General features: G+C 65.4%; 11 protein-coding genes. 2 read left to right on the top strand and 9 right to left on the bottom strand.

Going from position 1 to position 12,620, the window contains the following annotated elements; translation table 11 throughout:
- Positions 1-12 precede the first annotated feature (12 nt).
- The 5 genes from ACP7BL_RS03505 to glmU form a co-directional block, all read right to left on the bottom strand.
- A complete protein-coding gene (locus tag ACP7BL_RS03505) occupies positions 13-1,887 on the bottom strand; it encodes a CHASE4 domain-containing protein (protein ID WP_426257648.1) in 1,875 nt (624 codons plus the stop codon).
- Positions 1,884-3,785, bottom strand: coding sequence for an EAL domain-containing protein (locus tag ACP7BL_RS03510; RefSeq protein WP_426257649.1), 1,902 nt, complete (start codon positions 3,783-3,785; stop codon positions 1,884-1,886). The genes ACP7BL_RS03505 and ACP7BL_RS03510 overlap by 4 nt, the downstream gene beginning before the upstream one ends.
- A gap of 95 nt (positions 3,786-3,880) precedes the next feature.
- Positions 3,881-4,771, bottom strand: coding sequence for an ROK family protein (locus ACP7BL_RS03515; protein WP_426257650.1), 891 nt, complete (start codon positions 4,769-4,771; stop codon positions 3,881-3,883).
- The gene (gene glmS / locus ACP7BL_RS03520; protein ID WP_426257651.1) at positions 4,768-6,591 is read right to left on the bottom strand and encodes a glutamine--fructose-6-phosphate transaminase (isomerizing); all 1,824 of its coding nucleotides are present in this window, start codon (positions 6,589-6,591) and stop codon (positions 4,768-4,770) included. The genes ACP7BL_RS03515 and glmS overlap by 4 nt, the downstream gene beginning before the upstream one ends.
- A 29-nt stretch (positions 6,592-6,620) precedes the next feature.
- Positions 6,621-7,991, bottom strand: a complete 1,371-nt coding sequence (glmU, locus tag ACP7BL_RS03525) for a bifunctional UDP-N-acetylglucosamine diphosphorylase/glucosamine-1-phosphate N-acetyltransferase GlmU (RefSeq protein ID WP_126845651.1) — start codon at positions 7,989-7,991, stop codon at positions 6,621-6,623.
- A 61-nt stretch (positions 7,992-8,052) separates the two neighbouring features.
- Between glmU and ACP7BL_RS03530 the strand changes: the two genes are divergently transcribed.
- Positions 8,053-8,727 carry an HAD-IA family hydrolase gene (locus tag ACP7BL_RS03530; RefSeq protein ID WP_426257652.1) on the top strand — a complete coding sequence of 225 codons (675 nt, stop codon included), beginning with the start codon at positions 8,053-8,055 and terminating at the stop codon, positions 8,725-8,727.
- Here ACP7BL_RS03530 and ACP7BL_RS03535 read toward each other — a convergent pair.
- The 4 genes from ACP7BL_RS03535 to ACP7BL_RS03550 are packed head-to-tail and all read right to left on the bottom strand — an operon-like array spanning position 8,719 to position 11,255.
- Positions 8,719-9,729 (bottom strand): nucleotidyltransferase domain-containing protein, encoded by a 1,011-nt coding sequence (locus ACP7BL_RS03535; RefSeq protein WP_426257653.1) that lies wholly within the window; start codon positions 9,727-9,729, stop codon positions 8,719-8,721. The genes ACP7BL_RS03530 and ACP7BL_RS03535 overlap by 9 nt on opposite strands.
- Positions 9,714-10,574 (bottom strand): HprK-related kinase A, encoded by an 861-nt coding sequence (locus tag ACP7BL_RS03540; RefSeq protein WP_033964210.1) that lies wholly within the window; start codon positions 10,572-10,574, stop codon positions 9,714-9,716. Before ACP7BL_RS03540 ends, ACP7BL_RS03535 begins: the two co-directional genes overlap by 16 nt.
- A complete protein-coding gene (locus ACP7BL_RS03545) occupies positions 10,571-10,858 on the bottom strand; it encodes an HPr-rel-A system PqqD family peptide chaperone (RefSeq protein WP_231564978.1) in 288 nt (95 codons plus the stop codon). Before ACP7BL_RS03545 ends, ACP7BL_RS03540 begins: the two co-directional genes overlap by 4 nt.
- 4 nt (positions 10,859-10,862) lie before the next feature.
- Positions 10,863-11,255, bottom strand: coding sequence for a hypothetical protein (locus ACP7BL_RS03550; RefSeq protein WP_010403104.1), 393 nt, complete (start codon positions 11,253-11,255; stop codon positions 10,863-10,865).
- Between the two features lie 80 nt (positions 11,256-11,335).
- Here ACP7BL_RS03550 and ACP7BL_RS03555 point away from each other — a divergent pair, with 80 nt between their 5' ends.
- Complete coding sequence (locus ACP7BL_RS03555; protein WP_426257654.1) at positions 11,336-12,604, top strand: ATP-binding protein; 1,269 nt, start codon at positions 11,336-11,338, stop codon at positions 12,602-12,604.
- Positions 12,605-12,620 lie beyond the last annotated feature (16 nt).

Raw genomic sequence — 12,620 nt, forward strand, 5'->3', positions numbered from 1 at the left:
CGCACGGCACCCTTACGCCGCCAACTCGCTGGCGGCGCGCGGTGCCAGCCCCAGCGTCAACACCGCCACCGCTCCCCGGCCCGGACCTTCGCTTTCCAACCGAAGCGTGCCGTGCATTGCCGCCATCGAATTGGCACACCAATGCAGGCCAAGCCCACCCGATTTGTGGCGGCGCGTGGAAAAGCCACGCTGAAACAGCGTCGGCGTGGCATCTGCGGCAAAGCCCTCCCCATCGTCGCAAATCGCAATTCGGGCGATATCGCCCTGCTCCTCGATCGAAACGGCGATGGAACCGCTGGCATTGCCCTTGGCCGCGATCGCATCGGCGGCGTTGGAGAAAAGATTGCCGATCACCTGGCTCAGGATGATGCGGCTGGCGAGCACGTAACACGGCTGTGCGGGAAAGCTGAACGCGATCGAGACGCTGCCCGAATATCGCGCGATGGTCGCGTTCTTGGCGATGATTTCGGTCACGTCGCATGGCTCGACCGCCGGTCGCTCATGCGCAGCGCTTTGCTGCTCGCCGATGATTTCCAGCACATGGCTCATCGCCTCACGCCCGATCTGGAGTTGATCGCGACGGTGTGCACGATCCGCGTTCTCCGCTTCGATCGCAGCAGTGACGAAGGCGACCAGCTTCGCACGGCGTGGCGCGGGCAGGTCGTCCTTGGCCAATTCCGCCACCGCGCGTTCCAGCACGGCGCGATCCACCGGGGTCGGTTGCGCAATTCCCTGGCTCAGGATCGTGCTGATCGGATTGAGCGCGTTGCGGACATTGTGCATCACCGCAACCGCGCTCTCGCTCTTGCCCAGTGCGAAACTCTGTACTTCCAACTGCTCGCGCAGATCCTTCAATTGCTGCAGCATCGCGTTGAAACTCTTGCCAAGCGATCCGATCTCGTCGCGGCGCGCCTCATCCGGCAACAATCCCAGCGTGCCCGAGGATCGCACCATTTGCATGTGTCCCTCGACCCGCGCGAGCGGGCGCAACACCAGTCGTGTGATCATCCGCCGCAACATCACCAACACGCCCAGCAGCAGGATGATTGCCCCCGTCACCGCGAGCAGCAGCATCCGCCGCCCCAGCACCGACACATCGCGCGGCACGGTGAAGGCTGCGCTGGCAACGGAGTGACCGTCCACGCCCCGGATCGGGACCGCAATCCGCATGATTTCACCCGCCGAAACGATGCGATTGCCATCCGGGGCATGCGCAAGGTCGATCCGCGCGCGCAGTTGCAAGACCTCGGACAGCGCCTTTGACGTGATACGCCGCGCCATCACCACATAGCCGCGCGGCACCCCGCTGCCGTCACTCCGTCGGACCTTGGCCACGCCGACCGCCGCCAATTCGTCGCCGAGGCGCAGATAATAGTGCCCGGAACTCTTCTCGCCCAGAAATCGGCGAAAATCGGTGCGGGTCAGCGCTGTGGCAAAGGCGTCTCGGCGATCGGGCCGATCCAACCCGCGCGCAAGATCGCGCCAGCGCGCGATGACGATCCGTCCGTCATTGCCGATATAGGCCATGCCATCGACACTGAGATTGGCCATCGCCAGCGTCGAGAAACTCTCACGCTCAAATTCGGGCGTGGGGTGCGCCATATAGGTATAGCTTGCGGTCCAGTCGCCATAATCGCGCACCGCATTCTCGACCTTGGTCGCGAAATCGCTCAGCGCTGCGTGCGTACGCTCGACCTGGGCATCGATCGACTTCGCCTCAAGCTGGTTGAAGCTCGGGACAATAACGCTGGCGAGCAGCAAGGTAAGCGCCAGCGAACCGGCGGGGCCGACCGCGGTCAGGATCAGGACGAGCTTGACACCGAGCGAGCCGCGCCCGCGCCATCGTCCGATCCGGCCGCGCGCGGCACGGATCATGCTGCCCGTCATCCGTGCGTCCCGTTACCCAGCTCGGGTATGTCGGCCGCCACGTCGAGCACCCCGGGAACCGCGATGAAGCGCGCCTCGGCAATCTCTTTCGCGCGCTCTTGCACCACCGGACGCGAGAAGAAATAGCCCTGCATATGGCTGCAGCCCGCAACCCGCAGTGCCTGCAACTGGGTTTCGGTCTCGACGCCTTCGGCAACGACGCCAAGCCCGAGCGCGCGACCGAGGTGGATGATCGAATGGACGATCGCGGCACTCTCGCGCTCGCGGCCCATGCCGTCGATGAAACTGCGGTCGATCTTGAGGCAATCGAGCGCGAATTTGCGGATGTTGTACAGGCTCGAATAGCCCGTTCCGAAGTCATCCAGCGCGATGCGAAAGCCCATCTGGCGCAGCTTGTAGAGCGTATCGGCGGCGCGATCGGCATCGTCGAAAATCGCCGTCTCGGTAATTTCGATCTGCACGCGACGTGGATCGATCCCGGCGTGCTGTACGCTCTCGACCAGCCGCCCGACGAAATTGTGGCGACGGAACTGACGCGGTGAAAAGTTCACCGAGACATATTGGCCCGGCCACTCGGCCAGCACCTTGAGCGATTCGGCCAGCACCCAATCGCCCAGTTCGTGAATGAGGTTCGATTCTTCGGCGATCGGGATGAACACGGCAGGCGAGATCGGCCCGTGATCCTCGGTGTTCCAGCGCAGCAGCGCCTCGAAGCCGACCACCTCGAACGCTTCGCGCCCAACGATCGGCTGATAAACGAGGCTCAGTTCGCCCTTCGCAATCGCTTGCGAAAGGCCACCCTCGATCGCGCGGCGCAGGCGGATGTTTTCATCCATGCTTTCATCGAACACGCGCACCACGCCGCGCCCGTCGCGCTTGGCGTCGTTGAGCGCCAAATCGGCGCGGCGCATGAGATCCGTCGGGTCGCGCGATTCGCCGGCCTCGGTCACGATCAAGCCGATCGACGCGCCGCCCTGCACCGTGTTGCCCAGCACCTTGAACGTGCCCGAACAGGCCTTCAACACGCGCGTACAATCCATTTCCGCCGCCTGGACACCGGGCGTATCGAACATCAGCCCGAATTCGTCCCCGCCAAGCCGCGCGACCATGCCGCCCGCTGGCACATTGGCCTGCAGGACCGAGCAGATCTTGCGAATGAGTTCATCGCCAGCCAGGTGACCGAGCGTGTCGTTGACCAGCTTGAAACGATCGAGATCGACCATCGCCACCGCAAAGCGCGCGTCGGTCCGCGCACGGTCGGTCAGCGCGCGGCGGAACGCCAGCCGGTTGGGGGCCTCGGTCAGCGAATCGTGATTCGCCATATGGATCGCGCGGCTTTCGTTCGCGGCGAGTTCATGGCCCTGCTCCTGCAACTGCACCACTTGCGCGGCGAGCACTTCGCGCGCTTCGGCCAATTCGCGGTCGCCCTGCCAGCGATGCGCCAGCGCGCTCGCCATCTGGGTGACCTCGGCGACCTCGAACGGCTTGGCGATGTAGAAGATCTTGTCGGCCGGGCCCGCTGCCTTGGAAATTTCGACCGGAGAGAAGTCGGAATAGCCGGTCACGATGACGAGATTGATATTGGGATCGAGCGCGCGGATCCGCACCGCAGTTTCCTTGCCGTCGATCCCCGGCGGCATCCGTACGTCGATAAACGCCACCGCAAACGGATCTCCATCGCGGAGCGCCGTCTCAACCGCAGCGACGGCGTCGAGCCCCTGCATACAATGCGTCAGTGCGAAATCGGGCCCGGTCTCGTCCGGCGCGGCAGCATCGTCGTCACCGAACAACTCCGCCGCCATCGCGTCGAGCAGGCCCGTAGCGACCGCGACCGGCGCGAAGCTGCGCCGATAGCTGTCGTGCATGGCCGGTTCGTCATCGACGATCAGAATTCGCATGTAAGCACCGCCAGTCGCAAAATCACCGGGCCTAACAGCCCGCTGCAACGACCTAAGCGGACACGGTTAAAGGCCCGTAAACGACGTTGCCGACTTCAGGCCCCAGCGAGGGCACGCGCGCCCAGTTCGATCGCGCCAAGCGGCCCGGCCATGCCGCCCAGCGCGGCGGGCACGACATAGGCGTCGATCGGCAGCAGCCCGCGCGCCGCCACATAGCCACCAAGGCTCGCTTCCAGTCGAGTGCGGATCATCGGCAGCAAATGCGGGATACCGACGATCACGCCGCCGCCCATCACGATCCGCCGCGGGATGCCGGTCAGCACCAGCGTGTGGCACAATTGCGCGAGCGTATGGGCGACGCCCTCCCATACCGGATCGTCCTCGGCCAGCGTCTCCGCGCCCGCGCCGGTACGCGCGCGGATTGCGGTGCCCGAGACCAGCCCCTCGATACAATCACCGTGGAACGAGCAACTCCCGCCCCAACTATCGCCTGCCAGGCGGACCGGCCGGATGTGGCCGAGTTCAGCATGGGTCAGCCCTGCGACCGGGGCGTTGCCCAGCACCAGGCCGACGCCGACCCCGGTGCCGACGGTGATATAGGCATGGTCGGCGACGTCCTGCGCCGCGCCCCAGCGCCCCTCCCCCAGGGCCGCCCCGTTAACGTCGCTGTCGAAACCGGTCGGCACCAGGCCAATGCTGGCGAGCCGCTTGCCGACATCGGTGTTCGACCAGCCTGGCTTGGTAGTCGCGGTAATCGAGCCGTAATCGGGCGCGGTGTGATCGAGCGAGACGGGTCCGAAACTGGCGATGCCCAGCGCATCGTAGTGCGACCAGCCACGCAGCACGTTTTCCACCGCGCCGAGCGTTTCCTCGGGCGTGGTGGTGGGGATCTGGACGCGATCGCGCACATCATCGGGACCGCTGGCGAGGACGCAAATGCACTTGGTCCCGCCCAGTTCTACTCCGGCAATCAACGGCGCTGTCATTCTACGGTCACCGACTTGGCAAGGTTGCGGGGCTGGTCGACATCGGTGCCCTTGGCAACGGCGACATGATAAGCGAGCAATTGCACCGGCACGGCATAGACCAACGGCGCGATCAGCGGATGCACCTTGGGCATTTCGATCGTTGCGATCGTGTTTTCACCGGCCTGCGCAATCCCGTCTGCATCCGAAATCAGCACGACCAGCGCGCCGCGCGCCTGCGCTTCCTGCATGTTGCTGACGGTCTTGTCGAACAACGGGCCGGAGGGCGCGAGCACGATCAGCGGCACGGTGTCGTCGATTAACGCGATCGGCCCGTGCTTCATCTCGCCCGAGGCATAGCCCTCGGCGTGGATGTAGCTGATTTCCTTCAGCTTCAGCGCACCTTCCAGTGCCAGCGGATAATCGGGGCCACGCCCCAGATAGAGCACGTCGCGCGCCGCCGCGATCTTGGGTGCCATCGCGGCGATTTCCTCGTCATGCGCAATCGCGCGGCTCATCGCCTCCGGCACTTCCTGCAGATGATGGACGATGTCGCGCTCGGCCTCAGGCGTCAGTTGCCCCTTGGCGCGGGCGAGATTGACCGCAAGCGCCGCCATGACGGCAAGCTGACAGGTGAACGCCTTGGTCGAGGCAACGCCGATTTCGGGGCCGGCATGGGTCGGCAACAGCAAATCGACTTCACGCGCCATTGAGCTGGTCGGCACGTTGATGATGCCCGCCGTGGTCAGCCCCGCCGCCTTCATGTGGCGCAGCGCCGCCAGCGTATCGGCGGTCTCGCCCGATTGTGAGATGACCACGCCCAGCATATTGGGGGTGAGTACCGGATCGCGATAGCGGAATTCGGAAGCGACATCGACTTCGACCTGGACGCGGGCGAGCTGCTCGATCCAATATTTGCCGATCATGCCGACATAAGACGCGGTGCCGCACGCGACGATAGCGACGCGCTCGACCGAGCCGAGATCGAATTCCATGTCGGGCAGCGCCACGCGCTCTTCCAAGGGGCGCAAATAGCTGCGCAGCGTCTGCGCGACCACCACCGGCTGCTCGTAAATTTCCTTGAGCATGAAATGGCGGTGGTTGCCCTTGTCCATCAACTGGCCCGAGGCACCCGAATTGACGATCGGGCGCGTGACGGGATCATTGTTCTTGTCATAGACCTGCACCGCTGCGCGCGTGACGACCGCCCAGTCCCCCTCTTCGAGATAGGCAATGCGCTGGGTCAGCGGCGCGAGCGCAAGCGCGTCCGAACCGATGAAATTCTCGCCATCACCGTAACCGACGGTGAGCGGTGCGCCGAGCCGTGCGCCGATCAGCAGATCGGGCTCGGACTTAAACATGACGCCCAGCGCGAAGGCACCGTGCAGGCGCGGGAGGACGTTGGCGACAGCCTCTCGCGGCTTGAACCCGCGCGACAATTCGCGGTCGATGAGATGCGCGACGACTTCGGTGTCGGTCTGGGACTTGAACTGCCGCCCCTCAGCGATCAGTTCATCGCGCAGCGGCTTGAAATTCTCGATGATGCCGTTGTGGACCAGCACCACGTCCCCCACGATATGCGGGTGGGCATTGTCGACGGTCGGCGCGCCATGCGTCGCCCAGCGAGTGTGGGCGATGCCGCTGTCGCCGGGCAGCGGGTCTTTGGCCAGTTCGGCGGCGAGATTGACGAGCTTGCCCGGCGCGCGGCGGCGATCGAATTCGCCATCGTGCACGGTGCAAATGCCCGCAGAATCATAGCCGCGATATTCGAGCCGCTTGAGCCCGTCGAGCAGCCGGTCCGCGACCGCGCCCTTGCCGAGAATGCCTACGATACCGCACATAGTTTCGTCTCTCCGTTGCCCGGACCGGGCTATTTCTTGGTGGCGGCTTTCTTCGCCATCATCGCGTCGCGGAAGCGCTTGCCCCAGCCGGGCCGCGCTTCCTGCTTGCCGCGCGCGAGCGCGAGCGCGTCGGCATCGACATCGCCGGTGATCACCGACCCGGCCCCGACAATCGCGCCCGCGCCGATGGTGACCGGGGCGACCAGCGCCGAGTTAGACCCGATGAACGCGCCCGCGCCGATAACCGTTTTGTATTTGAAAAAGCCATCATAATTGCAGGTGATCGTGCCTGCGCCGATATTGACGCCGGGCCCGACCTCGGCATCGCCAAGATAGGTGAGGTGGCTGGCCTTTGCACCCGCGCCGAGCACGGCCTTCTTCATTTCGACGAAATTGCCGATCTTGGAATGCTCGCCCAGCACCGCACCGGGGCGCAACCGCGCGAACGGGCCAACCTCCGCGCCGGCGCCGATCGTCGCCCCTTCGATATGCGAAAAGGCGTGGATCACCACGTCATCGGCGACGGTGACGCCGGGACCGAACACGACATTGGGCTCGATCACGACATCGCGCCCCAGCACGGTATCATAAGCGAACCACACGGTTTCGGGTGCGATCAGCGTTGCGCCATCCGCCATCGCCTGGGCGCGGCGCGCATTTTGCCAGGACAGTTCGACGCCCGCGAGTTCGGCGCGGCTGTTGATCCCGGCGACTTCCGCCGCGCTCGTTTCGATCACCGCCGAGGCGCGTCCATCCGCAGCGGCGAGCATGACCACGTCGGGCAGATAATATTCGCTCGCCGCATTATCGTTGCCGACGCGCGCCAGCAGCGCGAACAGATCGGCGCTGCGCACCGCCATCAGCCCCGAATTGCACAGGTTAATCGCGCGCTCGGCCTCGCTTGCGTCCTTATATTCGACCATCTTGGCGATGACGCCCGCTTCGTCCGCAATGATCCGGCCATAAGCGGCGGGATCGGCGGGGCGGAAGCCGAGCACCACGACGGCAGGCGAATCGGGCGCGTGCAGCCGCGCGACCATCGCCGCCATCGTCGCCGAGGATACCAACGGCACATCGCCATAAAGAACCAGCACGTCACCTTCGAAACCCGCTAGCGCAGCTTCGGCTTGCGCGACCGCATGGCCGGTGCCGAGCTGTTCGGCCTGTATCGCCGTGACGATGCCGAGCGGCGCGACCGCCGCCTCGACCTGCTCGCGCCCAGCGCCTGTTACCACGACGGTACGCTCCGGGTTCAGCGCGGCGACGCTCTCCGCCAGATGCAGCAACATCGGGTGCCCGGCGATTGGATGCAGCACCTTGTGCAGATCCGATTTCATACGCGTTCCCTTGCCGGCAGCGAGGATGACGGCGGCGATGTTCGGTACGGAAGGGATGGTCATGCGTGCCCCCCTGCCACGACACACTTGCCATTTCCAGAGCAACCCTGTCAGGCATCGTCAAATGACACAGAATTCCTTCTCCATCGTCGGTTTCGACCTCGACGGAACCTTGGTCGACAGCAGCGGCGACCTGACCGATGCCGTCAACCACACGCTTGCCTTTGCCGGGCGACCGTTACTGACGGTCGAGCAGGTCAAAACGATGGTCGGCGGCGGGGCCAAGCATATGTTGAGCCAGGGACTGGAGGCGACAGGAGGCAGCTCGCCCGAAACGTTCCGACCGCTCTACAAGCGGATGCTGGCTTATTATGGCGAGCACCTGTCGGTGCATACACGGCCCTTTCCGGGCGTAGTCGCGGCACTCGACCAGCTCGACGCGATGGGCGTGACGGTGGCGATCGTGACCAACAAGTTCGAAGGTTTTGCGCTGCGCTTGCTCGACGATCTCGGCCTGCGCGAGCGGTTCGCGACGATCATCGGAGGCGACACGCTGGGCCCCGGCTTGTCCAAACCCAACCGCGCCCCAATCGACGAAATGATCCGGCGCTGCGGCGGCGGCACGGCAGCTTTCGTCGGCGATTCGATCTACGACATCATGGCGGCGAGGAATGCCGAAATCCCGGGTATCGCCGTCAGCTTCGGCTTCCTGCTCCACCCGGTCGAGGAGATGGGTGCGGACGCCGTGATCGATTCGTTCGATGCACTGGTGCCGACACTGGAACGCCTGTCAACCTGACGCTGGCCCTGCCCCGCCCTTGCGCCATTTGGTCCACAAGTGCCGCGCCAGCATCGCGGGCGGCATGCGCAGCCAGTGCGAGCGGATGTAGAAGGCCATACGCGTGATCGGCCGCGTCGCCCTGCCCCAGCCATCCCGCGCGGTGAGGCGGTACAGGTAAAGCCGGTCGACCGGGGTCAATCGCGCGCCCTCGCCATAGAGCGCCGCCGCCAGCCGCAGCGCCCGCGCCACTTCGTGCGACAGACCATGCTGCGCCGCCCGCCCGGCGAGGCCATCGGCACCGAACTCGGCCACCAGGCAGTGCACGTCCCACAGATTGCGCATACCGCCTGCCAGATCGCCATCGGCGAACAGATGTGCGGCCGCATGGACCAGCATATCATTGGGTGACAGCGCCCATAGGCCAGGCTTCAGTTCCACCGCATCCGCCAACAGCGCGCCTGCATCCGGGGTAATCCGCGCGGTCAGCGGCAGAATGGTGTGGTGGACGTCGATCATCCGGTCGCGGTCACGGTGGATGAGCGGGGGCAGTTCGTGCATCCATTGCCGGTAATACGCATCGTCATAGGGATCGGGCTTTACCCATTCCCAGCCGGCCTCCAGCAGCGCCGCCTCGACCGCATCGAGCGCCGCGCGCGGCACGAGGATGTCGAGATCGCCGATCGAGCGCCCCCGCCCCGCTTGCAAGCCCGCCGCGACGAAGGCGGTGCCCTTGAGCAACACCATGCGCACCCCGAGCGGGGCCAGCACACGCCGCGCGACTTCCGCCTCCCACAGGGCCGCCACCCGCCCCTGTTCGGCGGAGGCGCGCGCGTCGGCGAGGATGCGCGCGACCGATGGCGGCACGTCTATGCCATTAAGCCGCCACGCCAGCGTCCCGATCATTTGTTCCGCGCGGCCAATGGCGAGCAAGGCGGTCCACTCATCCGCGCCCAGCGCCACCGTGCCGCCCGGATCGCGGAGCGCCTGCGCGAGCAGCCAGCCGTCTAGCGCGCGGCCCATGCCGCCTCCACCAGCGCGATCGCGCTGTCGGTATCGGGATAATCGATCGCGCGCGCGGGAACGCCCTGCACCAGCGCGGTCAGCGCATCGAAACCGCGCTCGCCCATCGCGACATAATTGGTCGAGGCCTGAGTAAGACGTACGAATACTTCGCTTTGCGCCACATCGCGCGTGGCCGAGTCGTAGCCGAAACTCGGGAACAGGATCAGCGCAGGTCTGGCCGGAGCATCCATCGCCGCCAGCGCCGCCGCATCGGGGACAAGATGGCGGATGGTCCCCTTGGGCGTGCCCTCCAGCATCGGCCCGAGCCGATCGGCCGGGACTTCGGCGGCGACGGTCGCGACGCTCGCGTTCTTGAGGCTGACCAGCCGGGGAAAGGCGTGCAGCAAGCCGGTCGCGGGATCGAGCAAGGCGAACTCGTCGCCCATCAAGCGCCAGCCGCGTAGCGATAGCAACGCCGCCAATGTCGATTTGCCAGCGCCCGACACGCCGGTGAGGACCAGCGCCTTCCCGTCGCGTTCCACCACGGCGGCGTGCAACAGCAAAAAATGGCGCTGGCCCAGCGCCATCTGCAAATTCATCCCCATTTCGGCCGCGAGCAGCCCCTGCGCGAGCGGAAGCGGGGCCGCCTCGGGCAGGATATAATCCCCGCCGATCATCACCGCCGGCCGCACGACTCGCCGCCACGGCCGCGCCGCGAACAGGCGCACGGTGAAATCGGGCACGCCGTCCTCAGGCTTGGGATAAGCGGCGTAGAGCGTTTCGAGCTGCGCGATGGGCGCGCGCCAGTCCGAGCCGATGCGAAAGCCGATCGGGCCAATCCGCACCTGGAACACATGCCTCATGCGACCGCGACCAGACCGGTTGCCACAAGTTCTTCCAGCCGCGCGTCCAGGGAACCCTCCTCGGCATCGCCCAGCACATAATCGACCGACAACCGCGCCATCAGATCAGCGCGGGTCATCCCCGCCTCGCCCAATGCCGCGAGGATTTCCGGCACGGGCGACGTCACCAAATGCGTGATGCCCGACGCGCGGTGGAAAACCGCAGTGAAGCTGTCCAGGTGCACGATCTTCAGCGTTTCCGGCCGCGCCATGCGATACACAATATCGCCGCGGGAATCGTTCACGGCGTCAGCCGCGCGGCATTTGCAGCGATGCGAAGCAGGTGAAACCGCTCGTCCCCGATTGCAGCCGCCGGATGTAATTGGTGTAAGCGCGGCTCTGCTCGTAATTGGTCCCGGGCAATTGCCCCCCCGCCAGCGCGGTCTTGACCTCTTCGCCCTTGAACGGCCGCCCCGGCGGCGCGAACGCACCACGCGTGCCAGCAGGCACCACCGTCCCGTCGGCGGCGATATAGCTGCCCGCGCGCCCTGAATCCGGCACCGGAATTTCACAGGTCGAAATCGACGCCGCTGTCGACGCCAGGGCCGGGCGGATCGACACCACCGCCGCCGCGCCGACCGCGCCAAGCATCAGCGCCCGACGGCGCGTCGTGTTCGGAAGTTCAGGCGTATCGTCGTTCATTGCACTAGCCCTTTCACATTCGCAAAACGCTGGCAAGCAAGGCTATCGGGGTTAACGATCTTTAGGCTAAGGCGCAGTGCATGCTCCAAGGTTTCGGCTCTCGAACAATCACGGCCATCGCCATCGTCGTCGTGGCGGCGATCGCGGTGTTTTTGCTCGACTGGGATCTGCAGCCCGCCATCATCACCCTGGTCGGCGGCATCGCGGCGGCGTTGGCGGCAACGGGCACGGGCGACGGCCCGATCGAAATGCTACGCCCCGTCGAAAGCATCCGCCAGCCCAGCCCGCCCGACGTACAGGACGTGATTCAGGCGATCGTGCACCCCGTCCTGATCGTGGCGGACGGGCGCGTCACCCATGCCAATGCGGTCGCCCTGGCGCTGCTCGGCAAGCATATCGTGGGCGAGGATGTGCGCGTCGCCATCCGCCACCCCGGTGCCGCCGAACGCCTGGCCAGCCCGACCACCGGCGTTCCGCAAGGGCCGATCAATCTGGTCGGGCTGGGCACGAAGGACCAGCACTGGGAAATGCACGTCGCGCGCGCCAGCGGTGGGCAGCGGATTGTCCAACTGGTCGACCAGACCGGCAATTATGCAGCGGAGCGGATGCGCGTCGATTTCGTCGCCAATGCCAGCCATGAGTTGCGGACGCCACTCGCGTCGATCCTCGGTTATATCGAGACGCTGGGGGACGACAAAGCCGGCGAGGATGCGCAGGTCCGGGGCCGCTTCCTCAAGATCATGTTTGACGAAGCGCGCCGCATGCAGCGCTTGGTCGAGGATCTCATTTCGCTCAGCCGAATCGAGGCCGAGAAATATCGCTTGCCAGATCGGGCGGTCGATCTCGGCGCGTTGATCAGCGAGGTTCGCTCCGAACTGCTGGACGCGCAGGACAAGCGCAGCGGTGACATTGTAACCGATATCGATCTTGGCGTCCCGCCGGTCGCGGGCGACCGCGCCCAATTGAGCCAGGTGCTCCACAATCTCATCGGCAACGCCATGAAATATGGGCGACCGGGGTCGCCGATCACCATCAAATTGTGGCGCGATGCGGCGGGCACGGTGCGGATCAGCGTCGCCGACGAAGGCGACGGGATCGCGCCCGAGCATCTTCCGCGCCTGACCGAACGGTTCTACCGCGTCGATCCGGGCCGCAGCCGTGCGGCGGGCGGAACCGGACTTGGCCTGGCGATCGTCAAACATATTATCGAGCGCCATCGCGGCCGCTTCGACGTCACAAGTCTGTTGGGCAAGGGTACGACGGTCACCGTCATGCTGCCCGCCCACGTCCAGACATATCAAGCCACCCCCGCAAGTTCGGATCCGAATGCCGCTGTCATTAAACGGTAACGTCAATGTCACACAG

This window comes from Sphingomonas sp. DC1600-2, from assembly GCF_049897605.1.
Lineage (GTDB): Bacteria > Pseudomonadota > Alphaproteobacteria > Sphingomonadales > Sphingomonadaceae > Sphingomonas.